Source organism: Nocardiopsis sp. iso_40 (assembly GCF_056173285.1).
The window spans coordinates 2,321,253-2,344,142 of record NZ_CM149666.1; the positions used below are offsets into that span (position 1 = coordinate 2,321,253).

Genomic DNA, 22,890 nt, shown 5'->3' on the forward strand with positions numbered 1-22,890 from the left:
CGGGGCGTCGCACAGGAGGGAACATGAACGGAGCGACCTCGCGGGCGCCCGCGGCCGACCGGAGGGCGCCACGACCCGGCGGGGCCGACGACGCCCACCACGCATGGGTCGCCGGCGAACTCACCCGGGCCGTCGGCGCCGGGGAACTCGACCTTCCGTTCCCGGGCGGAGGCGACACCCGGAACCGCTGGCGGGCGCTGCGGGACCTGGCCGAACGCGACCTCTCCCTGGCGCGGTTGGCGGAGGGCCACACCGACGCCGCCGCGATCCTGGCCGAACTCGGGGCGAGGCAGCCCGAACCCGGACAGGTGTGGGGGGTGTGGGCGGCGCACCCTCCCGGTGCCGTGCTGACCGCGGTGCCCGCGGACGGCGGATGGCGCCTGCACGGCACCAAACCCTTCTGCTCCGGGGCGCACACGTGCACCCGCGCGCTGGTCAGCGCCGAGGTCGACGGCGGCGAACGACGGCTGTTCGCGGTGGACACCGGCGGCACCGAACCGGTCGAGGGGACGTGGGCCTGCGCGGGTATGGCCGCCAGCGACACCCTGACCGTCGCCTTCGACGGCGTCCCCGCCGAGCCGGTGGGCCCCGCGGGCGCCTACGTCCGGCGGCCCGGCTTCCACCACGGCGGCGCGGGGGTGGCCGCCTGCTGGTTCGGCGGCGCACTGGCCCTGGCGGCGCCGCTGGCGGCCCGCGCCGCCCGGGACTCCGCCGACGTGCACACCCGCACCGCGTACGGGGCAGTGGACCGTGACCTGCACGCCGCGGGCGCGGTACTGGAGCTGGCGGCGGACGGGGTCGACGCCGACCCGCGGGACACCGGGGGAGGGGCCGCACTACGGGCCCGACGGGTGCGCGCTGTGGTCGCCCGCGTCTGCGGCGACGTCCTGCGCCGGGCCGGTGAGGCGCTGGGGGCGGGACCGCTCGCCACCGACGCCCGGCACGCCCGATCCGCGGCCGACCTAGCGGTCTACCTGCGCCAACACCACGCTGATCGCGACCTGGCCGTCCTGGGCGGTCAGGCCGCGGGAGAGGAGGGGGACACACATGGGCTCCGAAGGTGACACACCCGCACGGGTGCACCCGATCGACGCCGAGGGCACGCCCGAGCGCCGATGGCGGGAGTGGGACGACCTGGAACGGCTGCCGCGCCTGGACCTGGGCGGAACCGCGCACGCGGTGGTCGTCGCGCCCCACCCCGACGACGAGACCCTGGGGTTCGGGGGAGGCCTCGCACTGCTGGCCGACCAGGGCACCGCAGTCACCGTCGTGGCGGTGACCGACGGGGAGGGGTCCCACCCGGGCAGCAACGTCCTGACCAGGGCCGGACTGGTCGCCGCGCGGGCGGTCGAACGCGGGCGCGCGCTCTCCTCCCTCGGTGCGCGCGGCGTCGAACTCCTCCGGCTGGGCCTTGCGGACGGGGACGTCGCCTCGCGCGAGGACGAGCTCACCGAACGCCTCGCCGCCGTGTGCGCCGACGCCGACCTGTGCGTGGCGCCCTGGGAGGGCGACCTGCACCCCGACCACGAGGCCACAGGTCGCGCCGCCCGCGCAGCCGTCCGGGACCAGGGCGCCCGACTGCTCTCCTACCCGGTGTGGATGTGGCACTGGGCGAGTCCGGGGGACGAGGCGGTGCCCTGGTCCCGGGCGTACCGGATCGACCTCACACCGGATGTCCAGGACCGCAAACAGGGGGCGGTCGGCGCCTTCACGACCCAGACCGCCCCGGTCGGAGCGCTGCCCGAGGACCGCGCCGTCCTGACCCCGGACATGCTCGCCCACTTCTCGCGCGACTACGAGGTGGTCTTCCGATGAGCGTCGAAGGCGCCTACTTCGAGGCCGTGTACGCGGACTCCGAGGACCCGTGGGGGTTTCGCACCCGGTGGTACGAGCGGCGCAAACGGTCACTGACGCTGGCCTGCCTGCCCAGGGAGAGGTACGTGCGCGCCTTCGAACCGGGGAGTTCGATCGGTGTCCTGACCCGCGGCCTGGCCGACCGGTGCGACTCGCTCCTGGCCTGGGAGGGGGCGCCGGAAGCGGTCGCCCGGGCCCGTGCGGACCTGGCCGACGCCCCCCACGTCGAGGTGGCGCGGGCCAGGGTCCCCGAGCGGTGGCCGCGGGGCGCGTTCGACCTCGTGGTCCTCTCGGAACTGCTCTACTACTTCGACGACGGTGACCTGGGCGTGCTGTTGGACCGCACCGTGGACTCGCTCGCCGGCGGGGGGACACTCGTCGTCGTGCACTGGCGCCATCCGGTCGCCGACCACGTCCGCTCCGGGGACGAGGTGCACCGGGCGGTCGCCGCCCGGGCCGGGCTGGCCCGGACGGCGCGCCACGAGGAGCGGGACTTCCTACTGGAGGTGTACGAGGCCGCCGGCGGGGGCGCGCCGCTTTCGGTGGCCGAACGGGAGGGGCTGGTGTGACCGGCGCCGTCGTCGTGGTGGTCCCGGCACACGAGGAGGCCGCGTCGATCGTGCCGTGCCTGCGCGCCGTGCACGCCTCGCTGCGCCTGTGCGGTGTGGCCCCGGAGCGTCGCCACTCGGTGGTGGTCGCGGACGACTGCACCGACGCGACCGCCGCCCTGGCCCGGCGGGAGGGCGCCCACGTCGTCGAGGTCGCCCACCGCAACGTGGGAGCGGCCCGGCGTGCGGGCGCGACCCGGGGGTTGGAACTGGTCCGGCCCCGGGCGATGGAGGACGTGTGGCTGGCCACCACCGACGCCGACACCCTGGTCCCCGTGCACTGGCTGCCCGCACAGCTGGCCCTGGCCCGCACCGCGGACGCGGTGGTCGGGACCGTGGAGGTGCGGGACTGGTCCGAGCGCCCGCCCTGGCTGGCCGAACACTTCGCCCGGACCTATCCGATAGCGCGTGCGGACGGGCACCCCCACGTGCACGGGGCCAACCTCGGGGTGCGCGCCTCGGCCTACCTCGCCTGCGGCGGGTTCCCCGAGCTGGCCCGCGCGGAGGACCACGCCCTGGTGGCCGCGTTGACCGCCGGGGGCCACCGGGTGAGCCGCCCCCGCGACCTGCGGGTGGTGACCTCCGCCCGCAGGGCCTCCCGGGCCGTCGGAGGGTTCGGGGACTGCCTGAGCAGGATCGGCGGTCCCGACCCCCTCCGTTCCGGGGCCGTGGCGAAGAGGGGGGACCCGGCCCAGGGCTGAACCGGTCACGGGCCTTCCGGAACCGGGCCTTCCGGAACCGGGCGGGGCCGGGTCTTCCGGGAGGGAGACGGAGGGGTGTGGTCCCTCCGCCTCCTCGTCCGCCGCCCGGTCAGCCCTTGGTCAGGCCGGCGCGGCGCAGCGCGTCGGCCATGGCGCCCGAGGCCGCCGGGGCGCTGTCGCGGCCCCCGCGGCCGCCGTTGCCGCGGCCACCGTTGTTCTGGCGGCCGTTGCCGCCGCCGCGGCGCTGCTCACCGCCCCTGCCGCCGTTGGCCCGGCGACCGTTGTCGCCCTGTCCGCCGCGGCCGCCGCGCTCACCCCGGCCGCCTCCCTGACCACCGGAGGCCGGGGCCTCGTCGTCCAGGCGCATGGTCAGCGAGATGCGCTTGCGCGGGATGTCCACGTCCTGGACCTTGACCCTGACGATGTCGCCCGGCTTGACGATCTCGCGCGGGTCCTCCACGAACCTGTGCGAAAGGGCCGACACGTGCACCAGGCCGTCCTGGTGCACACCCACGTCCACGAAGGCGCCGAAGGCGGCCACGTTGGTGACCACGCCCTCCAGGACCATGCCCTGCTCCAGGTCGTCCAGCTTCTCCACACCCTCCTTGAAGGTGGCGGTGGTGAAGGCGGGGCGCGGGTCGCGTCCGGGCTTGTCCAGCTCGCTGAGGATGTCGGTGACGGTCGGCAGCCCGAACTTGTCGTCGACGAACTCCTCCGGGCGGACGGCGGACAGCGCCTTGCTGTTGCCGATCAGCGACGGCAGGTCGCTGCCGGTCCGGTCCAGGATGCGCCGGACCACGGGGTAGGCCTCGGGGTGCACCGCGGAGGCGTCCAGCGGGTCGTCACCGCCCGGCACCCGCAGGAAGCCCGCGCACTGCTCGAAGGCCTTGGGGCCCAGCCGCGGCACCGAACGCAGGGCCTCACGGGTCCGGAAGGGGCCGTTGGCGTCGCGGTGCGAGACGATGTTGCGGGCCAGGGTGGAGGTCACACCCGAGACCCGGGTCAGCAGCGGCACGGAGGCGGTGTTGACGTCCACGCCCACACCGTTCACACAGTCCTCGACCACCGCGTCCAGGGAACGGGACAGCTTCGCCTCGGCCAGGTCGTGCTGGTACTGGCCCACGCCGATGGACTTGGGGTCGATCTTGACCAGTTCCGCGAGGGGGTCCTGCAGGCGCCGGGCGATGGAGGCGGCCCCGCGCAGGGACACGTCCAGGTCCGGCAGCTCCTCGGTGGCGTAGGCCGACGCCGAGTACACCGACGCGCCCGCCTCCGAAACCATCACCTTGGTGAGCCCGAGTTCGGGGTGGCGTTTGATCAGGTCGCCCGCGAGCTTGTCCGTCTCCCGGGAGGCGGTGCCGTTGCCGATGGCGACCAGTTCCACACCGTGGGCGGCGCACAGCTTGGCGAGGCGGTCGATCGACCCGTCCCAGTCGCGGCGCGGGGCGTGCGGGAAGACGGTGTCGGTGGCCACGACCTTGCCGGTCGGGTCGGTGACGGCGACCTTCACCCCGGTCCGCAGCCCCGGGTCCAGGCCCAGCGTGGCGCGGCTGCCCGCGGGGGCGGCCAGCAGCAGGTCGCGCAGGTTGGCGGCGAAGACGTTGACGCCGTCGTCCTCGGCCTGCTGCCACAGGCGCATCCGCACGTCGATGTCGAGCCGGACCAGGATGCGGGTGCGCCAGGCCCAGCGCACGGTGTCCTGGAGCCAGCGGTCGGCGGGGCGGCCCCGGTCCACGATCCCGAAGTGGGCGGCGATGGCGTTCTCGTAGCTGCTGCGCGGCACGGTGCCGTCGGGGCCCGCCTCGGGGGCCTCCTCCGGCTCCAGGGAGAGGGTGAGGACCTCCTCCTTCTCGCCGCGGTACATGGCCAGCACGCGGTGCGAGGGGAGCGCGGTCAGGGGTTCGGAGAAGTCGAAGTAGTCGGCGAACTTGGCTCCGGGCTCCTCCTTGCCCTCGCGGACCGCCGAACCCAGGCGCCCCTTCTTCCACAGGCGTTCGCGCAGGTGACCGGTGAGGTCGGCGTCCTCGGCGAAGCGCTCCACGAGGATCGCACGGGCGCCGTCCAGGGCGGCCTTGGCGTCAGCCACGCCGCTGTCGGCGTCGACGTAGGAGGCGGCGAGCGCCTGCGGGTCCTGGTCCGGGTCCCCGAACAGGGCCTCGGCGAGCGGTTCGAGGCCGGCCTCGCGGGCGGTCTGCGCCTTGGTACGGCGTTTGGGCTTGTAGGGGAGGTAGATGTCCTCCAGGCGGGCCTTGGAGTCGGCCGCGTTGATGCGGGCCTCCAACGCCTCGTCCAACTTGCCCTGGGAACGGATCGACTCCAGGATCGCGCTCCGGCGTTCGGCCAGTTCACGCAGGTAGCGCAGGCGTTCCTCGAGGGCGCGCAGCTGGACGTCGTCCAGCGCCCCGGTCGCCTCCTTGCGGTACCGGGCGATGAAGGGCACGGTCGACCCGGCGTCGAGCATGTCGACGGCGGAGCTGACCTGGTGCGCGCCGACGCCGAGCTCCTCGGCGATGCGCTGGTCGATCGTGGGTGTCACCATGTTTTTTGGGCGTGCAGGCCCGGTCCCTCAGAACCGGGAGGAAACGCCCTCCTCCTTCTTCCAGGTGTAGGCATAGCCGTCCGCCCGCTGGAGCAGACGCACGTGCTTGTGGTTGATCCCGGCCTGACATCCATGACCGGTGGTGATATCAAAGCTCCCCCTGGCCCGCACGAGGACACGCCCGGTGTGGGTGTCCGCACGTTTCCCAGAAGGCACGACGGCGCGGACATTCTCGCGGTGCGCGCGGGCGTTGTCACTCCGGCGCGTCGCCGTCCGCACTCCCAGGTTCCCGCACGGCGGTGCGTGCTCGGACCCGGGGCGCTCGGGGCGGGCCGGTGGGGCAGGGGCCGGAGCCGGGCGGGTCCGCTCAGTTGGTGCCGTCGAGGTAGTCGGGGGCGTAGTACTCGTCGACGGGCACGGGACCGCGGTAGCCCTGGCACATGCACTGGCGGTAGGTGGAGGTGGCCTGCCCGGTCCAGCGGCCGGGGATGACGACCTGGGTCTGGCAGCGTTTGGTCTCCTGGTCGTGGAAGACCAGGTTGTGGCCGCAACCGCAGATCGGCTGGGGCGTCTGCTGGCCCCGGGAGAGGACCCTGCGGCCGTCCTGGTGCTGCTGGAGTTCCTGCCTGGCCCGGCGGTTGGCCGTGTGACGGCCGGCCAGGAACCCGCCGATCGCGATCGCCACCCCGATGACCATGGAGAACGGCTCCATGCGGTAACACCCTCCTTTGCTCCGGGTCCGGCCCCGCGTCGGCCCCCGTTCATTGTCACCCATGGGACGGCTCTTCGGGGAGGGAGGTTCCCGGCGCTCCGGTACGCGGCGCCGGAAGTTTCACAAAGAAAACTCTGCAAAGTTATCTTTGCAAAGAAACCTTTGTAGTATGGTGCGAGTATGAGCGACGAAGAGGACACGACGGAGCCCGACCCCGGCCCCATGGAGGTCGGCGCCGACGCCCTGCGCGGACTGGCCCACCCCCTGCGCGCCCGGATCCTGGACGAACTCTCCGTCCACGGGCCCGCCACCGCGACCATCCTCGGCAAGCGGCTCGGCGAGAGCAGCGGATCCACCAGCTACCACCTGCGCCAGCTCGCCCGGTACGGCTTCGTCGAGGTCGAACCGGGGCCGGGCCAACGCGACCGCTGGTGGCGGCTCCGCCCCGGCGGCTGGCGGATGCGGGGGACCGAACTCCTGCGCAGCCCCGCCACCCGGGAGGCCGCCGGGATCGTCCTGGACCGCTACTACGGCGGGCGCCGCGAACGGCTCCGTCAGTGGCACGCCCTCAGCGGCGAACGGCCCGACGAGCCGGAGGTGCGCCGCTGGATCCAGGCGGCACAGGACTCGGTCGCGCACGTGCGGATGAACCCGGAGGAGACCGAGGAGTTCGCCAGGGACCTCCAGGCCTTCGTCCGGGAGAGGTCGCTCCCCTTCCAGGGGCGCACGGCCCGGAGCCACCCCGACACCGAGTCCGTCGAGCTCCAGACCGACCTGTTCCCCAACCTCCTCGAACCGGAGGAGGCTCCCGTCGTCCCGGACGCGCCCGCGGTCGGCGACGACGGCGCCCCCGACGACCAGTAGCCACCTGAGCCCCCGCCCTCTTCAGGAGACCACTGTGCCCACAGCACCCGCCGACACCACCGAGGCCACACCCCCGAACACCCCGCCCCCGGACACCCGGCCCCCCACCGCCGGGACCGCCCCCCGGGACCGACGCCTCAGCGGCACCTTCCACCGCTTCTGGGGTGCCGGGGTCCTCACCAACCTGGGCGACGGCATGATCCTCGTGGCCCTGCCGCTGATCGCCACCACCCTCACCCAGGACCCCCTCCTGGTCTCCGGGCTGACCGCCACCCGCTTCCTGCCCTGGCTGCTGCTGGCCCCCCTGTCCGGGCTGCTCATCGACCGGGTGAACCGGATGCGTGCCATGGCGGTGGCCAACGGGGCCGCGGCCCTGACCATGCTCGCCCTGGCGGGAGCGATGTTCACCGGCCACCTCTCCATCTGGCTGCTGTACGCGGCCATGTTCGTGGTCATCGCCTGTGAGACCGTCTCCGACCCGGCCAGTCGCATCGCCGTCGTCGAGCTGGTCCCCGCCCGGTTGCTGGACCGGGCCAACAGCCGGCTGGAGGGCGGACGCCTGGTCGCCCAGGACTGCCTGGGCCGCCCGGTCGCCGGTTTCCTGTTCGCCGTCGGCGCCGTCGCGCCCCTGCTGGGGATCGCCGGGGCCTACGCGCTGTGCGCCGTGCTGCTGTGCGCCATCCCGCTGGTGTGGCGCAGGCACACCCCGCTGTCGGGCCCCGACGGAGCCGATGGAAGCGCCGGGGCCGACACGAGCGCCGGGGCCGACGGAAGCGAGGGCCGGGGTCGGCAGAGCTTCCTCCGCTCGCTCGGTGAGGGGTTCCGGATGGTCTTCACCGACCGCATCCTGCGCGGCAACATGCTCTGCAACGCCGGACTGATGATCGGCATGAACATGACCGCGTCCCTGCTGGGCCTCTACGCCCAGAACGCCCTGGGGGTCCCGATCACCCTCTTCGGGCTCTTCCTGCTCTCCAGCGCGGTCGGCGGCGTCCTCGGCTCCCTCGTGGCCGCCCGCATCCTGCGACGGGTCGGCCGTCGCACGGTCGTGGCCAGGGGTTACGCCGGAGCGGGGCTGTGCCTGATCACGGCGGGCCTCGCCACGGAACCCCGCCTCGCCTTCCTCGCCCTGGCCGGGGTCGGTTTCTGCGTGGTCGTGTCCAACGTCGCCGCCGGACTCTACTTCCAGACGGTGGTCCCGAACGCGGTCCGGGGCCGGATCGCCGGGGCCAGCAAGACGATCGGCTGGGGGATGGCCCCGGTCGGCGCTCTGCTCGGCGGCCTGCTCGGCCGGGCCGACCTGGCCCTGCCCTACCTCGTGGGCGGTGTCGTGATCCTCCTGGCCACCTTCCTGGCGCGGAGGATCATCGCCGAGACCGCACGGCTGGCCGACGAGGCCGCCGCCCGGCTCACCACGGAGGCGGCCGGGCGGTGACCGCCCGCACCGGAAAGCGGGGCGGGGCCGGGCGTCAGGCCTGGGCGCGCAGCTTCTTGAGGGTGGTCACGTCCTCGGCGTGCGGGCCCTCCGGGCCCGGGGTCTCCAGGGTGATGGGGATCCCGGCGGTCACCGGGTGCCGGAACAGCTCCGCGAAGGGCTCGGCGCCGATGTGGCCTCTGCCGATGTTCTCGTGCCGGTCCTTGTTGCTGCCACACGGCGCCTTGGAGTCGTTGCCGTGAATCAGCCCGAGCCGGGCGGCTCCCACCACCTCGCCGAAGCGGTCCAGGGCCTCGCGCATGCCCCCGACGGTGGAGATGTCGTGCCCGGCCGCGAACAGGTGCGCGGTGTCCAGGCACACGCCCACGTTCGGGTGCCAGTCCAGGGCCTCGAAGTAGGGGACGAGGTCGTCGACGGTGGCGCACAGGACCTGCCCCTGACCGGCCATCGGTTCCAACAGCACCGGGGGGACGTCCTCGCCGAGCCCCTCCAGGAGCGGGAGCAGCCGGGAGCGGACGCGCTCCAGGCCGGCCCCACGACCACCGGAGACGGCCGAACCGGTGTGCATGACCACGCCCAGGGCGCCGATCTGCGCGCCGCGGCGCAGGGCGTGCTCCAGGGAGGCCAGCGACTTGGCGGCGGTCTCCTCGTTGGGAGTGCCGGGGTTGATCAGGTAGGGGGAGTGCACGAACTTCGGCAGGTCGGTGCGCTCACGCATCATCGCGTCCTGCTCCGGGTCACCGTCGTTGGTGGCCCACCCGCGGGGGTTGGACACGAACACCTGGACCGTCTCGGCGCCGATCCTCTCCGCGTAGGCCAGCCCTTTGGTAGCCATGCCGCCCGCCACGGGTACGTGTGCTCCGACCGGGGTCCGCTCGGCCGGGGGCCGGGGCCGTTGTTGCTCAGTGTTGTTCATAGCCAACCAACTCTAGGCGCGGGTCCGGGGTGGGTCGGGCGTGCCCCACGGGTTGAACGGCCTCCCGCCCGGACGGGGCGCCGCTCAGCTGCGGTCGCGGAGCTCGCTGAGCAGGCCGGGCAGCTCCCACAGCACGGTGACGTGCCCGTGGCCGGGCAGCACGCGCAGCTCCGCCCCGGGTACGAGGCCGGCGGTGTGCCGGGAGTGCGCGATGGGGACGACGGTGTCCTGTTCGCCGTGCACGACCAGGAACGGAGCCTCGGCGTCCGCCGGGTCGAAGGCCCAGGGGCGGCCCTGCACCCATGAGTCCTGTGTGTAGCCGCCCACCCCCTGGGCGAAGGCGTCCTTGGCCGCCGCGGCCAGGTGCGGGACGTGCCGTTCGGCGAACAGTTCGCGGTCGGGCCCGGGCCACTCGGAGGGGCGGTCTCCGAGGTTGCGCTCACCCCACTCCAGGGCGGCCTGTTCGTCGGGCAGGCGCATCATGGCCTTCTCGTCCTCGACGTAGTCCTCCCAGGCCGGTTCCCACGAGAAGTCGGTGACCCCGCCCAGGACGGCCGTACCGCGCACCCGTCCGGGCAGCAGCGCGGCGGTGACCACCCCGTAGGGACCACCGGAGGAGTGCGCCGCCACCAGGAAGCGGTCCAGGCCGAGGGCGTCGGCGAGTCCGGCCGTGCCCTCGGCCCAGCCGGTGAGGGTGCGTCCGGGCGCGGGGGAGGAGCCCCCGTACCCGGGACGGTCCGGGGAGATCACCCGTAGCCCCGCCGCCGCGAAGTCCCCGTCCTGGTCGCCCAGGTTCTTACGGCTCATCGGCGCGCCGTGGAAGAACAGGACGGGGGTGCCGTCCGGGTCGCCGATGTCGGTGTAGGCGACCTCGCGTCCGTCGAGGACGACCTTCGTGTCCAGCATGTCCCGCACCCCCGCCTTCGTGGTCGATGTCTGAACGCTAGGCGGCGTCCGGGCCGCGGGCAACCGGATTTCGGGAAGCGGAAGCGGTGGCTCCGGTGCGGAACCCGGGCGGGGCGGCGGCTCAGTCCGCGGGCGGGATCGGACGGTTCGAGTGGATCCGACGGTGCGGGTCCATCCGGTCCCGGATCCGCGACAGACGCCGCAGGACCGCGGGCTCGTACATGGCACCCACCTCGTCCTCGCCCACCGGGCCGAAACTCAGGTTGGCCGAACGTCCCAGCGTGTGCTCGGTAAAGAGCCCCGAGACCCCGGCGCGCAGCTCGGCCATGGCCGCGGTGTCGACGCCCTCGGGGCCGGCGAAGGTGAGGGTGCTCAGCGCGTGGGCGGCGCCCCGGTGGCCGACCGCGTCGGGGACCCGGGGCGGCCGGGCCATGGCCCCTCCCAGGTGGCGCAGCCAGACCACGCCCATGAAGGGGCGTTCGGCGGCGACCAGCGCCTGGAGCGCGGTCAGGGCCTCGGGCTCCGGGGAGTCCACCAGGATCCCCTCGCCGCGGAACCCGGCCCGGTCGTCGTGCTCGTCGAACACGGACCCGGACTCGGTGTAGGGGAGTTCGCGCAGGGTGTCCAGGAGCACCGGGGCGACCGAACGCAGCGGTTCCACCAGGGCGGGGCCCCGCTCCGCAGGGCCGGACCAGGCCAGGGAGACCTGGACGACCAGCCGCCCGCGCATGGGTTCGGGGACCCCCTCCATGTCCGGGTAGACCAGTGCCGACACCCCGGAGGTCAGCTCCTCGGGGCTCCCCTCCGTCCGCCGCCGCCAGTCCTCCAGGGCCCGCGGGGCGCGGGTCGCGTCCAGGTACAGGCTGCCGCCGTACAGGCGCGCCACCGGGAACAGGTCGAGCTCCACCCCGGTGACCAGCCCGAAGGAGCCTCCTCCGCCGCGCAGGGCCCAGAACAGGTCCGGGTCGGTGCCCTCGTCCACCCGCAGGTGCTCTCCCCCGGCGGTGACCAGGTCCAGGTTCCGTACGTGGTCGGCGGCGTACCCGTACCGGCGGCCCAGCAGGCTCAGCCCTCCGCCGAGGGTGTACGAGACCGCCCCCACCCCGGTAGCGCTGCCCGAGAGCGGGGCGAGCCCGTGTGGCGCGGCGGCGTCGACCACGTCCTGCCAGGTGGCCCCGGCCCCGATGCGGGCCGTGCGCTGCTCGGGGTCGATCCGCACCCCCGACAGTCGTCGGGTGTCCACCAGGACACCTCCGCGCATCCCGCTCCCGTGGCCGTGCCCGGTGCGCTGCGCGGCCACGGGCAGGCCCAGGTCGGCGGCGACCGCCACCGCGGCGCGCACGTCCCCGGCGGTGGCGGCCTCCACCACCGCGTCGGGTGCGTGCCGCTCCAGCTGCTGCATCCCCGAACGGCCCCTCTCGTGGCCCCCGCTCCCGGGTGCGTGCACCGGCCCGGACACCCCGGCTCGCAGTGCGTTCAGTACCTCGGTCGTCCTCGTGGTTTCAGTGCTTTCACGTTCGGTCTCACTCATGCGGCCACCGTAGGAAGCAATGCGGTCACATCACGGCCGCGATGACTGGCAGCATGGAATCCATGGATCGGGAGAGCGCGGGGTCGGTACGGGGCACCCTTCCGCAGCGGCTGCTGCGCCTGCTGTCCCTGCTCCAGGTCCGCCGGGAGTGGAGCGGGGCCGAACTCACCGAACGGCTCGGGGTCCGCACTCGACGCCCCCGCCGAGGTCACCGACCGGCTGAGCGGGGCGGCCGGCCTTCTGGACCGGTGAGGAACCGCCGACACCGGCGTTTTCACGCTCGGGCGGGCAGACCGTTAGTCTCGTGCCCGTGAGCACCTCGACCGCGCAGCCAGTCACCCTGTCCGACGTCACCGCCGCCTTCGAGGAGGTCTATCCGCCGCAGTGGGCGGCCTCCTGGGACGCCGTCGGTCTGGTCTGCGGTGACCCCGCGCAGCCGGTGGGCAGGATCCTGTTCGCGGTCGACCCGGTGGACGCGGTGGTCGACGAGGCCGTGACCTGGGGCGCCGACCTCATCGTCACGCACCATCCGCTGATGCTGCGCGGGGTCACCAGCGTGGCGGCCGACACCCCCAAGGGCCGGATCGTGCACCGCCTGATCCGTTCCGGAGTGGCCCTGTACACCGCGCACACCAACGCCGACACCGCCTCACCCGGGGTGTCCGACGCCCTGGCCCGCGCGGTCGGGGTCACCGGGCGGCTGCGCCCGTTGGAGCCCGACACCACCGACCCGGAGGGGCGGCGCGGGATCGGCCGGATCGGTGAGCTCGACCAGCCGCTCGTCCTGCGCGACTTCGCCGAGCAGGTCGCCCGCGGGCTGCCCGCCACCGCGGGCGGTGTCCGCGTGGCTGGCGACCTCGACCGCCTCGTCAGTACCGTCGCGGTCTCCGGGGGAGCGGGCGACTCCCTGCTCGGCGCGGCCCGCGCCGCCGGGGTCGACGCCTACGTCACCTCCGACCTGCGCCACCACCCGGCGTCGGAGTTCGTCGAACGGCCTGGCGGCCCCGCGCTGATCGACACCGCCCACTTCGCCAGCGAGTGGCCCTGGCTGGCCGACGGCGCCGAGCACCTGAGTGACGCGCTCGGGCGCGCGGGCGGCCAGAATGGGGCTAACGTGGAGTTCCGAGTGTCGACCACCGTGACGGACGCCTGGTCACGGACCTTCCAGCACGTGTAGAGCGTGTGCGGGACCCGTTCCAAGAGATCCACCCAGAAGACCACAACTGCACAGGGCGCGGGCGGCCTCCCCGGCCTCCCAACCGCGATTCCCAGGAGACTCCAAGTGAAAGCCGAACCCGCCGCTCAGGCCAGACTTCTCGACCTCCAGGAGCTCGACTCCCAGCTCCACCGTCTGGACCACCGTCTCCGGAGCCTGCCCGAGATCGCCGAGGCGGCCGAGCTCAAGGAGCGCGCCGACGCCCTCGACGCCGAACTGATCACCGCGCAGACCAGGGTCTCCGACGTCGCACGCCATCAGCGCAAGGCCGAGAGCGACGTCGACCAGGTGCGCACCCGTGCCGAGCGTGACGCCAAGCGCCTGGAGTCGGGGCAGATCACCAACTCCAAGGACCTGCAGAACCTGCAGTCGGAGATCGAGTCCCTGGGCCGCCGCCAGTCCGAGCTGGAGGAGGTCGTCCTGGAGGTCATGGAGCAGGCCGAGGCGCTCAACGCCGAGGTCAGCCGCCTGGCCGAGGAGCGCGAGGCCGCGGTGGCCAAGTTCACCGAGGTCACCGCCCGCCGGGACACCGCGGCCGCCGAGATCCAGTGGGACCGCACCCGCCTCACCCAGGACCGTCAGCGGGTCGCCGAGGACGTCCCCGCCGACCTGCTGGGGCTGTACGACAAGCTGCGCGCCCAGTACGACGGCGTGGCGGCCGCTCCGCTGCGCTACGGCCGCTGCAACGGCTGCAAGCTGGCACTGAGCACCGTGGAGCTCAACGAGATCCGCGCGACCCCCGCCGACGAGGTCGTGCGCTGCGAGGACTGCCGCCGCATCCTGGTGCGCACCGAGGAGTCGGGGCTGGGCACCCCCGCCGCCGAATGAGCGGGGGGTGGGGCGGGCCGGACACCGAACCGACCCGCCTTGTCCTGCTCAGGCACGGCCAGACCCCGCTGTCCGTGGAACGCCGCTTCGCCGGACGCGGTGACATCCCCCTCACCGACGAGGGCCACGCCCAGGCCGAGGCGGCCGCCCGCCGCCTGTCCGGGTGGGGGATCGAGGCCGTGGTCTCCTCCCCGCTGCTGCGTACCCGGCAGACCGCGGGGTACGCGGCGGACCTGCTGGGCCTCGCGGTGGAGGTGGACGAGGGGTTCGTGGAGACCGATTTCGGGGCCTGGGAGGGGCTGACCTTCGGCGAGGCCCGGGAACGGGACCCCGAGCACGTCAGCCGGTGGCTGGCCGACCCCGAAACGGGGCCGCCCGGCGGTGAGAGCTTCGCCGAGGTGTCCCGTCGGGTCGGCGGGGCCCGTGACGCCCTGTTGGAACGCCACCGGGGCCGCCGGGTCCTGGTGGTCAGTCACGTCACCCCGATCAAGGTGGCCGTGCAGCAGGCGATGCTCGCCCCGGTCGGAGCGCTGTACCGGATGCACCTGGACACCGCGTGCCTGACCGAGGTGGACTGTTACGCGGACGGACCCCAGGTGGTGCGTTCCCTCAACGACACCGCGCATCTGGATCGGCGGACCTCCCGGGGAGCGGTAGGCTAGGGACAGAGGGGGAGTCGGCCAGACGGTCGCGGCCCCGCGCCCAGCGCGGGTTCGAGGAAAGTCCGGACTCCACAGGGCAGGGTGGTCGGTAACACCGACCCGGGGTGACCCGCGGGACAGTGCCACAGAAAACAGACCGCCACCGCTTGCGGTGGTAAGGGTGAAACGGTGGTGTAAGAGACCACCAGCGGCCGGAGCGATCCGGTCGGCTAGGTAAACCCCACCCGGAGCAAGGTCAAAAAGGGAGCCTTCGGGTTCCCGCGCGGATGTTCGAGGGCGGCCCGCCCGAGTCCGCGGGTAGACCGCACCGAGGTCGTCGGCAACGGCGGCCCCAGATGGATGACCGTCCGGTCTTCGGACCGACAGAATCCGGCTTACCGGCCGACTCCCTCCTCTCTTCCGCCCCTGCTGTCAGCTTTCGTGCCTGGTGGCCGAGCGCGGCGGGGCGGGCCCCGGCAGTGCCGATAGGACGACCGTGGCACTGCGCCAGGACGAGCGCACTCCGGCTCCAAAGCTCCGCGCACCCCTGACCCCTCACGGGGGCCGGATGTCCGAGGTGTGGCCTACGCTTCCTCCATGGGCTTGTCCGACATCACCCGAACCGCTGTCCTGCAGGCGATCCAGGAGTGCGACACGCTGGGGAGAACTGACTTCCTCCAGCGCTACGGCTTCAAGGAGGCCAGGTCGTACCTGTTGGAGTACGAGGGAAGAACCTACGACTCCAAGGCCGTCGTCGGAGTCGCCCACAAGTTCGTCTCGGGCCGTGCTCTGGAGTCCTCCGAGTTCTCCGGAGGGGAACAGCATGTGGGGCGTCTCCTGCGTGACCTGGATTTCCAGGTCCGATTCCTGCGTGATCCCGCCTGGGAACAGGACGAGATCATCCTCGCCTGTGCCCTGGTGGTGGACAACGGCTGGAAGGAGCTCCGCTCGGGGGACACGGGAGTGACCGAGCTGTCAGCTCTGCTGCGACGACTCCCGCTGCACCCCGTGAGCGCCAGGTCCGACGCGTTCCGGAGCCCCCACAGCGTCTCGCGCAAGACCACCGACCTGGCCACCAGCCGCCCCGGCTACACGGGTGCGGCGACCAAGGGCGGCAAGCTGGACAAGGAGATCGTTCGTGCTTTCTGGGAGGAGCCGGAAAGAATGACGGCTGTTGCTGCGCGCATACGCGCGCTGTCCGGGGAGTTCGAGGGCCAGTTGCCGGTGGACGACTCGGTAGAGGGCGAGGAGTTCAGCGCGGCGGAGGGCCGTCTCCTCCTCCGCGCCCACCGGAGCCGTGAGCGCGATCCGAAGCTCCGTCGGGCCAGGATCGACCAGGTACGAAAAAAGGGTCTGCCGGTCGCCTGTGAGGTGTGTGAGTTCGACTTCGGAAGGTTCTACGGGGAGCGGGGACAGGGGTATATCGAGTGCCACCACGTCGTCCCCCTGCACCACATCGGAGAGAGCCGGACCCGCCTGGAGGACCTGGCGCTGCTGTGCTCCAACTGCCATCGAATGATCCATCGCAGTAAGGACTGGATCACCCCCGAGGAGCTGAGGGCGGTAGTGGGTCGGCAGCAGAGGTGAGGAACGGCGGTGCCGGAGGGGTTTCGGCGGTCCGCGGATACACGGTTACAGCCTGCCGGTGATGGCTACATCCCCTGTGGCACCGGTAGATTGGGCCTGCGCTCCGTACCCCGGTTGCCTCCCGGAGCGCGAACGCCCGCGGGCCGACGTTTCCGGGGTCGGTGGTCCGGCGGGCATCCGCGTTCACGGGAATGGGTGACTCTTGTTCGACTCCACCGGCTTCTGGGTGGTCCTCTTCGGTCTGCCGATCCTGGCGATCGTGGCGATCATCCTGCTCGCCGCCTACCAGGCCTCAGGTGTTCAGCAGGACGGGCGTGACGACGCGCCCGAGGACGACGGCTGATCCCCCGCCGTGCCCTCCCTGGGGTACGGCACCGGTTCGGGCACGTCCTGGACGCCCTGTACGGGGGAGAACTCCCCGGTCTCGGCGTCCAGCAGGTGCACCTTGGCGGTCTCCAGGTCGTAGTACATCCCGGACAGGGTCAGCTCACCCGACTCCACCCGTTCGCGGACGACCGGGTACCCCATGAGGTTGCCGAGCTGCTCCACCACGTTGGCCTGGGCCAGACGGCGCAGAGCCTCCGGGGCCGGAAGGCCCGCCAGAGCCCCTGTGTCCGCCCCGGCCCGCCGCAGGCTCCCCTCGCCGTTGGCCAGCCAGCGGCGCAGGTGCGCCGTCTCCGCCTCCTCCGGGCCCTGGTGGGTCTTCTCCGACAGGGCCCGCATGGCACCGCAGTGGGAGTGCCCGCAGACCACGATCGAGGGCACCCGCAGAACGTTCACCGCGTACTCCACCGCCGCCCCGGCGGAGCCGTCGGCGCTGCCGTGCGGCGGCACCAGGTTGCCCACGTTGCGCAGGGTGAACAGGTCGCCCGGCCCGCTCGCGGTGATCAGGTTCGGTACCACCCGTGAGTCCGCGCAGGTGACGAACAGGGCGGTCGGGCTCTGGCCGTGTGCGAGGCGGCTCATCACCGAACGCATCCGGTCCGCGGTCCCGGCGTGGTACTCGCGGGCCCCGGCGGTGAGCAGCCCCAGCGGGTTCACCTCCGGAGCGGTCCCCGACTCGCGGCGCATCTCCCACGGCGCCCACCAGCGGCCCTTGGGGATGGTCTTGGCGGCCGGCGCCGACCTGGTGGAGCTGCGCGCGTACCACTTCTCGTGGACCTCGTCGATGTCGACGCTGCCGCCGGCGCGCTCGTGGTCCACCCGCCAGGCGTGGATGGCCTCGAAGGCGGCGTGGTCCATGAAGTCCACGTGCAGGTCCAGGTCGACCGCGGCGCCCTGGGGGACGGTCCGCAGCACGTGCGCGAGCCGGGGCACGCCCAGGAAGGTCAGCGAACCGTGCACGGTGACGTGCACGCGGTCGGCGCGTTCCTCGGTGACCACGGTGAGCCTGGTCAGCCGGCGCAGGGAGACGACCATGGCCAGGGCGAACCCGAGGAACACCCCCTCCAGCAGCCCGATGAGCACCACGCCGGCCAGGGTCACCAGGTAGACGCTGGCCTCGTGGTGCCGACGGAGGTCGCGCAGGCGGGCGACGGAGACCATCTGCACCCCGCTGAACACCAGGAGCGCGGCCAGGGCCGCCATCGGGATCATTTCGACCACGTGCGCGAACAGGACGACGAACAGCAGGATCCAGATCCCGTGCAGCACCGTGGAGAGCGGGCTGTGGCCGCCCGCGCGCACGTTGGCGGTGCTGCGTACGATCGCCCCGGCGATGGGGAGGCCGCCCAGGGCGCCGCTGACGGTGTTGGCCGCGCCCTGGCCGATCAGTTCGCGGTTGAGCATGACCCGGCGGCCGCTGTGCAGGCGGTCCACCGCGATCGCGGCCAGCAGCGACTCGACGCTGGCGACCATGGCCACGGCGGCCACGGCCAGGGCGATGCCGTGCCACTGGCCGGACTCGGGCAGCATGGGCCCGTTCCAGGCGTCGGAGATCGAGGCGGGCAGGGCGACGGTCTCGACCTCCCAGCGTCCCAGGGTGGCGATGACCGTGGCGGTGCCCACCGCGACCAGGGCGGTGGGCACCATCCCGGGCCGGATCCGGCCGATGGCGGGCAGGCGGTTCCAGCCGAACAGGATCGCGATGGTGATGACACCGACCGCCACCGCGGCGGTGTGGTTGTGCGCGATCTGCTCGGGCAGGTCCGTGATGTTGGCCAGAGCGGAGCTCTGCGGTGCCCCGCCCAGGACCACGTGCAGTTGGGCGAGGGCGATGGTGACGCCGACACCGGCGAGCATGCCGTGGACGACGGCGGGGGATATGGCCAGGGCGGCCCGCGCGATGCGGAAGACGCCCAGGGTGAGTTGGACCAGTCCGGCCAGCAGGGTGATCAGGCAGGTGACCCGCCACCCGTAGGTCATGATCAGGTCGGCGACGATGATGGTCAGACCGGCGGCGGGTCCGCTGACCTGCACCATCGATCCGCCGATCAGCCCGACGACGATGCCGCCGACGACGGCGGCGATGATCCCGGCGATCAGGGGAGCGCCGGAGGCTACGGCGATCCCCAGGGACAGGGGGACGGCGACCAGGAAGACCACGAGGGAGGCACCGACGTCGGCGGCGACCCCCTTGCGATCCGTGTGGGTCCCGGGCAACGGGGAGGAGGTGGCCTCCGGCTGCTCGGGTGGTGCTCCCTGGGCGTCGTTGCGCATGGTTGCTCCGTTCGGGTTGGACCAGGCAGGTGTATGCGTGGGCGCACGGGGACGGGCGGTGTCCGGGACGGGGCGCGGCTGGACGCGTGACGACAGCGGAACCGCGAAGGGTGCTTTGTCAATCACTGATTGTAGTCAATATGGGTGACCCTGTGTTACGAACTGTTGTGGTTTCGGTAACCATTTTCCCGGCTTCACACGTTCGCGGGGCAGAACGGGACATAACAAAGCCGAGGCTGCGGGGGTCTCCCGCAGCCTCGGCGGTGTGAAGCGGTGGGTGCCGGGCCCCAAAGCGCTCGGCGCGGTCGTCACTCCGGGTGGTGTGTCCGGAACGGGGCGCGGTCCCGTTCCGACCCCGAGGGGCGGACCGGGGCGCGGTTCCTAGCGGAAGCGCCCGTCCTCGTAGCCGCCCTCGTAGTAGTCACGGCCGGGCGCGGGCCGACCGTAGGGGCCGTTCCCGTGCCGCTGGCCGGGCCCGTTCGGGCCCTCGGCCTCCTCGCCGCGCGGCTGCCAGCCCTCCAGGGGCGGGTAACCGTAGTCGGACTCGGGGGGTTGTGGGGCGAAGCCGCCACTCAGGACATCGGAGTAGCCGTCCCCGGGGGGCGTCCCCCGACCGCCGGGGTTCATCGGGTGGCCGTAGGGGTCGCTCTGCTGTGTGTGGCCCGGGTAGGCGGTCGGGAGGTCCCCGCTGAACTGGCCGGACTGGTAACCGCCGGTCGGGTGCCCCGGCGCACCGGGGTACCCGGGGACGCCCTGGCCGGGACCGTTCTGGCTGAGGGGTCCGGGGCCGTGGCCGAACGGGGAGGAGGGGTCGGGGGCCCGGCCCCCGCCCGGCGTCGTCGGGCGGCTCGCCGCACCGAAGGCGCCGGTGTCGTCCTGGGCTCCCCACAACTGGTCGTTGCCCTGGTCACTGGGGACGCCGCCCGGGACGTTCGGACCGGAGGGACCGGACAGGTAGTCCGGTCGGGTGTGGGTGCCGCTGTCGTAGGGATTGCGTTGGTGGGTGCCGGTGTCGTAGGCGGGTCGGGCGAAGGGGTCGGTGTCGTAGGTGGGTCGGGTGTGCTGGCCGGTGTCGTACTCGGGGCGGGAGGGGGTGTGCGGGGGGCCGCTCGGGTAGTCCGGTCGGGTGTGGGTGCCGCTGTCGTAGGGGCTGCGTTGGTGGGTGCCGGTGTCGTAGGCGGGTCGGGCGAAGGGGTCGGTGTCGTAGGTGGGTCGGGTGTGCTGGCCGGTGTCGTACTCGGGGCGGGAGGGGGTGTGCGGGGGGCCGCTCGGGTAGTCCGGTCGGGTGTGGGTGCCGCTGTCGTAGGGGCTGCGTTGGTGGGTGCCGGTGTCGTAGGCGGGTCGGGCGAAGGGGTCCGTGCCGTAGGCCGGTTCCGGCCGGAAGGAACCCGCCGGGTACCCGCCGGTCCGAGAGGCGGCGTCCCCGGGAAGGGGGTGCCCGGGCGTGTTCGGGCCACCCATCGGCTGACCCGTGGAGGGTCGGGCGCCCGTGCCGGGGAAGGACGGGGCGCCGCTGCCCGTGTCCGGCCCGCTGCCGTAGCCGCCCGTCGAGGACAGGTCCGGGCGCTGGTGGGCGCCGGTGTCCATGCTGGACCAGATCGGGGAGCCCAGTTCTCTCTCACCCGAGGTTCCCGGACGGAAACCCGGGTCCAGCGGATCGGCGGGAACGGAGCGCTCCGTACCGCTCAGGGACGGGTAGTCGGAACGGTTCATCGACCCGCTCTCGTAGGGCGAGTGTCCACTGCCGCCCGTGCCGCCCGAGGAGGAACCCTCCAGGGGGGGCGGGGCGAGCGGATCACGCCGCTCAGTGGGCCTGAGGGGCTCGCGGCCCTCGAACGGGTCACCCGTCGAAGGCGGCCGGGGCGTCCAGGAGCCCGGTCCCAGGGGGTCGTCGTCAGAGGCGGCCCGGGGCGCCGCGGGCTGGACCGGCGGGAGTCCCTGCGTGGGCGGCAGGCCCTGGCCGGACGACAGCGCCGACTGCCCCGGGCCCGCGTCGGCCGGACGCGCTCCGGTGTCCCCGGCCCGGGGGGCCGGTTCCGGGGGCCACTGCTCCGCATGGCGGGGAGCGGGCTCGGGCTGGGCGGGGGTACCGCCCTGGCCCAGACTGGCCAGCATCGCCAGGTCGGCCGTGGAACCCGCGCCCGTCCCGGGGGCTCCGGAGGCGCCTGACGCGGACGGCAGGGCGTCGGGCCCGCTGGGCGGCCCCTGCTCGAAGGGTTCCCGCCCCGCGGTCTCTTCGCGGTCGTCGTAACCGTCGTCGTACTCCTCGTCCGCGTAGCCGTCCCCGGCGTCACCGCGGCGTCCCGCCCCGGGCCGGTCGGGGGCCTCGTCGCTCAGGCTGGACCAGAAGTCGTTGTCGGAGAGCTCCTCGGGGCCGTCCTCCCAGTCGACCCCGCGCTGACGCCTGCCCCTGGGGCGTCGCTCAGTCCTGCCCCCGCCCTGACGCGACCTGCGGGAACGGCCTCGCGGGGCCGCCTCCTCGTCCTCGGGTCCCTCTCCCCGGTCGGGCCGGTCGTCCGGACCGCTGTCCTCGACGTCGTCGTACTCGTACTCGTCTTCGTAGTCGTCCTCCCGCGAGCCGAGGCTGAGCGCGCGCATACCCAACAGCAGGAGCACGAGCACGGCGAGCACGACGATGACGGCGATGATGATGATGACGGTGACGGTCATGATGTACGCACTACCTTGGGGAGGTCGGCCGCGCCCGGGGAGCGCCGGGGACCGGCCGGGCAGGGGCCGGTCGGGAAGAGGCGGCGGCCCGGTCCCGCGTGACCCCGTTGCGCTGAGCCCGTGTGCCTGGCAGGGTGCGGCCGCCGGTGTTCCGACGCGGTCTCAGGTCAGGGTGCCGCGGAGCGGGTGGACGGGAATCGGTCATCTGAAAAGGGGCGAGGGGCACAGCCCTACTGTATGTGCTGTCGTGCGCTGTGTGCAGAGGGCGATACGAGCTTCCTCGGTTAATCCCCGAGCCCTCCGTCAGGAGCGGCACCGCAGGGGCCCGGACCGACGGAAACGCTCGGTAGGGCCCGTTTCACCGTTGGTGGGGCGGGGTAGCCGGGGCGCTCGCGTACGGGGGCGAACGGCGTCGGCAGGTCCCGAAAGGCGGTCCGCGCCGCCCCGGGAACCGGCGGGGGAGGAGGACGCCGCCCCCGGAGGCGTCCGTCCGCAGGACCGCAGTCTCAGTCGCCGGTGGCGGCCTCGCTGTTGGTGACCAGCTTCCCCCGGGCCACGGCCTGCTCCGCGATGGCCTCCAGGGTCAGGTCCAGAGCCGCCCCCTCGGGCAGGTCCAGGGTCCCCTCCAGCGCGTAGACGGTGAAACGGTACTCGTGCACGTCCCCCTCCTCCGGGCACGGCGCCCCGTAGGCGGTGTCTCCGGCGGTGTTCTGACCCAACTTCGCGTCGGCCGGAACGGTGTTCTGCCGCAGTTCGACCAGTTGCGGGTCCAGGTCGTAGACCAGCCAGAACACGACGGCGTCGCGCGGATCGTCCACCACCAGCGCGATCGAGCCGACATCGTCGGGCAACCCCGACCAGCTCAGCGGCGGCGAGACCGGGTCGCCCTCGGCGTCGCAGGTGTACGCCACCGGCAACGGTTCCCCCTCCTGCATCATCGGGCTGCTCACGTTGATGTCGGTCGGCATCTCACCGCGCAGGTCCGAGGACAGCACTCCGCAGCCGGTCGAGGCGAGCAGGGCGGCCCCCGCCGCCACGGCTCCCACCCGGGCACCGGGGGACGTTCGGGCTGCGCCGCGCGCGGCGGTGGTCCGGGTGGAAGGCAAGACCGGGAACAAAATGGGGCTCCTGCTGGACTTTCGGGCCAAAAGGCGAGACTCGCTGTGGACCGGACCCGGTACCGGGGCGGCCCCGGAGCGGTCACGGTGGAACCGCGTGCACGGG

At 73.0% G+C, this 22,890-nt stretch carries 19 protein-coding genes, 1 other RNA gene and 1 pseudogene; 13 read left to right on the plus strand and 8 right to left on the minus strand.

Going from position 1 to position 22,890, the window contains the following annotated elements; translation table 11 throughout:
• Positions 1-23 precede the first annotated feature (23 nt).
• From AC0VYD_RS10235 to AC0VYD_RS10250, 4 genes are read left to right on the plus strand one after another with little or no spacing between them, the layout of a single operon-like run.
• Positions 24-1,064: an acyl-CoA dehydrogenase family protein gene (locus tag AC0VYD_RS10235; RefSeq protein WP_475479640.1), complete on the plus strand. Its 1,041-nt coding sequence runs from the start codon at positions 24-26 to the stop codon at positions 1,062-1,064.
• Positions 1,048-1,815, plus strand: coding sequence for a PIG-L deacetylase family protein (locus tag AC0VYD_RS10240; protein WP_475479641.1), 768 nt, complete (start codon positions 1,048-1,050; stop codon positions 1,813-1,815). The genes AC0VYD_RS10235 and AC0VYD_RS10240 overlap by 17 nt, the downstream gene beginning before the upstream one ends.
• Positions 1,812-2,423: an SAM-dependent methyltransferase gene (locus tag AC0VYD_RS10245; protein WP_475479642.1), complete on the plus strand. Its 612-nt coding sequence runs from the start codon at positions 1,812-1,814 to the stop codon at positions 2,421-2,423. Before AC0VYD_RS10240 ends, AC0VYD_RS10245 begins: the two co-directional genes overlap by 4 nt.
• The gene (locus tag AC0VYD_RS10250; protein ID WP_475479643.1) at positions 2,420-3,163 is read left to right on the plus strand and encodes a glycosyltransferase family 2 protein; all 744 of its coding nucleotides are present in this window, start codon (positions 2,420-2,422) and stop codon (positions 3,161-3,163) included. The genes AC0VYD_RS10245 and AC0VYD_RS10250 overlap by 4 nt, the downstream gene beginning before the upstream one ends.
• 109 nt (positions 3,164-3,272) lie before the next feature.
• Here the strand turns inward: AC0VYD_RS10250 and AC0VYD_RS10255 are convergent, their stop codons facing one another.
• Entirely contained in the window at positions 3,273-5,699 is a 2,427-nt protein-coding gene (locus AC0VYD_RS10255) for a Tex family protein (RefSeq protein WP_475480235.1), read from the minus strand.
• A 370-nt stretch (positions 5,700-6,069) separates the two neighbouring features.
• Positions 6,070-6,414, minus strand: a complete 345-nt coding sequence (locus AC0VYD_RS10260) for a hypothetical protein (protein WP_475479644.1) — start codon at positions 6,412-6,414, stop codon at positions 6,070-6,072.
• A gap of 180 nt (positions 6,415-6,594) precedes the next feature.
• On the opposite strand from AC0VYD_RS10260, the gene AC0VYD_RS10265 reads away from it, so the two are divergent.
• Positions 6,595-7,278, plus strand: coding sequence for a helix-turn-helix domain-containing protein (locus AC0VYD_RS10265; RefSeq protein WP_475479645.1), 684 nt, complete (start codon positions 6,595-6,597; stop codon positions 7,276-7,278).
• 34 nt (positions 7,279-7,312) lie between these two features.
• Positions 7,313-8,713 carry an MFS transporter gene (locus AC0VYD_RS10270; protein ID WP_475479646.1) on the plus strand — a complete coding sequence of 467 codons (1,401 nt, stop codon included), beginning with the start codon at positions 7,313-7,315 and terminating at the stop codon, positions 8,711-8,713.
• Positions 8,714-8,747: 34 nt separating this feature from the next.
• On the opposite strand, the gene AC0VYD_RS10275 is transcribed toward AC0VYD_RS10270, so the two are convergent.
• The 3 genes from AC0VYD_RS10275 to AC0VYD_RS10285 form a co-directional block, all read right to left on the minus strand.
• Entirely contained in the window at positions 8,748-9,629 is an 882-nt protein-coding gene (locus AC0VYD_RS10275) for a deoxyribonuclease IV (protein ID WP_475479647.1), read from the minus strand.
• Between the two features lie 84 nt (positions 9,630-9,713).
• Positions 9,714-10,535, minus strand: a complete 822-nt coding sequence (locus AC0VYD_RS10280; RefSeq protein ID WP_475479648.1) for an alpha/beta fold hydrolase — start codon at positions 10,533-10,535, stop codon at positions 9,714-9,716.
• Between the two features lie 121 nt (positions 10,536-10,656).
• A complete protein-coding gene (locus AC0VYD_RS10285) occupies positions 10,657-12,066 on the minus strand; it encodes an FAD-binding oxidoreductase (protein WP_475479649.1) in 1,410 nt (469 codons plus the stop codon).
• Between the two features lie 62 nt (positions 12,067-12,128).
• Between AC0VYD_RS10285 and AC0VYD_RS10290 the strand changes: the two are divergent.
• From AC0VYD_RS10290 to AC0VYD_RS10320, 7 genes and pseudogenes are all read left to right on the plus strand, one after another.
• A pseudogene (locus AC0VYD_RS10290) lies at positions 12,129-12,272 on the plus strand (DNA-binding transcriptional regulator); the annotation flags it as partial.
• Between the two features lie 98 nt (positions 12,273-12,370).
• Positions 12,371-13,243 (plus strand): Nif3-like dinuclear metal center hexameric protein, encoded by an 873-nt coding sequence (locus AC0VYD_RS10295; RefSeq protein WP_475479650.1) that lies wholly within the window; start codon positions 12,371-12,373, stop codon positions 13,241-13,243.
• A gap of 105 nt (positions 13,244-13,348) precedes the next feature.
• A complete protein-coding gene (locus tag AC0VYD_RS10300; protein WP_475479651.1) occupies positions 13,349-14,110 on the plus strand; it encodes a zinc ribbon domain-containing protein in 762 nt (253 codons plus the stop codon).
• The gene (locus AC0VYD_RS10305) at positions 14,107-14,772 is read left to right on the plus strand and encodes a histidine phosphatase family protein (RefSeq protein ID WP_475479652.1); all 666 of its coding nucleotides are present in this window, start codon (positions 14,107-14,109) and stop codon (positions 14,770-14,772) included. The genes AC0VYD_RS10300 and AC0VYD_RS10305 overlap by 4 nt, the downstream gene beginning before the upstream one ends.
• Before the next feature lie 10 nt (positions 14,773-14,782).
• Positions 14,783-15,165: RNase P RNA component class A (rnpB, locus tag AC0VYD_RS10310), an RNA gene on the plus strand.
• Positions 15,166-15,330: 165 nt separating this feature from the next.
• A complete protein-coding gene (locus tag AC0VYD_RS10315) occupies positions 15,331-16,338 on the plus strand; it encodes an HNH endonuclease (protein WP_475479653.1) in 1,008 nt (335 codons plus the stop codon).
• Between the two features lie 202 nt (positions 16,339-16,540).
• On the plus strand, positions 16,541-16,681 hold the full coding sequence (locus AC0VYD_RS10320) for a hypothetical protein (RefSeq protein ID WP_191271220.1): 141 nt from the start codon (positions 16,541-16,543) through the stop codon (positions 16,679-16,681).
• Here AC0VYD_RS10320 and AC0VYD_RS10325 read toward each other — a convergent pair.
• The 3 genes from AC0VYD_RS10325 to AC0VYD_RS10335 form a co-directional block, all read right to left on the minus strand.
• On the minus strand, positions 16,639-18,996 hold the full coding sequence (locus tag AC0VYD_RS10325) for a SulP family inorganic anion transporter (protein ID WP_475479654.1): 2,358 nt from the start codon (positions 18,994-18,996) through the stop codon (positions 16,639-16,641). The two genes, AC0VYD_RS10320 and AC0VYD_RS10325, sit on opposite strands and share 43 nt — an antisense overlap.
• A gap of 381 nt (positions 18,997-19,377) precedes the next feature.
• Positions 19,378-21,666, minus strand: a complete 2,289-nt coding sequence (locus AC0VYD_RS10330) for a hypothetical protein (RefSeq protein ID WP_475479655.1) — start codon at positions 21,664-21,666, stop codon at positions 19,378-19,380.
• 506 nt (positions 21,667-22,172) lie between these two features.
• The gene (locus AC0VYD_RS10335; RefSeq protein WP_475479656.1) at positions 22,173-22,784 is read right to left on the minus strand and encodes a YbhB/YbcL family Raf kinase inhibitor-like protein; all 612 of its coding nucleotides are present in this window, start codon (positions 22,782-22,784) and stop codon (positions 22,173-22,175) included.
• Positions 22,785-22,890: the final 106 nt, after the last annotated feature.

What these genes read in the sequence shown, in the direction of transcription:
- AC0VYD_RS10235 (WP_475479640.1), top strand. Translation starts at nt 24, where the DNA reads ATGAACGGAGCGACCTCGCGGGCGCCCGCGGCCGACCGGAGGGCGCCA.
- AC0VYD_RS10240 (WP_475479641.1), top strand. Translation starts at nt 1,048, where the DNA reads ATGGGCTCCGAAGGTGACACACCCGCACGGGTGCACCCGATCGACGCC.
- AC0VYD_RS10245 (WP_475479642.1), top strand. Translation starts at nt 1,812, where the DNA reads ATGAGCGTCGAAGGCGCCTACTTCGAGGCCGTGTACGCGGACTCCGAG.
- AC0VYD_RS10260 (WP_475479644.1), bottom strand. Translation starts at nt 6,414, where the DNA reads ATGGAGCCGTTCTCCATGGTCATCGGGGTGGCGATCGCGATCGGCGGG.
- AC0VYD_RS10265 (WP_475479645.1), top strand. Translation starts at nt 6,595, where the DNA reads ATGAGCGACGAAGAGGACACGACGGAGCCCGACCCCGGCCCCATGGAG.
- AC0VYD_RS10275 (WP_475479647.1), bottom strand. Translation starts at nt 9,629, where the DNA reads ATGAACAACACTGAGCAACAACGGCCCCGGCCCCCGGCCGAGCGGACC.
- AC0VYD_RS10280 (WP_475479648.1), bottom strand. Translation starts at nt 10,535, where the DNA reads ATGCTGGACACGAAGGTCGTCCTCGACGGACGCGAGGTCGCCTACACC.
- AC0VYD_RS10285 (WP_475479649.1), bottom strand. Translation starts at nt 12,066, where the DNA reads ATGAGTGAGACCGAACGTGAAAGCACTGAAACCACGAGGACGACCGAG.
- AC0VYD_RS10305 (WP_475479652.1), top strand. Translation starts at nt 14,107, where the DNA reads ATGAGCGGGGGGTGGGGCGGGCCGGACACCGAACCGACCCGCCTTGTC.
- AC0VYD_RS10325 (WP_475479654.1), bottom strand. Translation starts at nt 18,996, where the DNA reads ATGCGCAACGACGCCCAGGGAGCACCACCCGAGCAGCCGGAGGCCACC.
- AC0VYD_RS10330 (WP_475479655.1), bottom strand. Translation starts at nt 21,666, where the DNA reads ATGACCGTCACCGTCATCATCATCATCGCCGTCATCGTCGTGCTCGCC.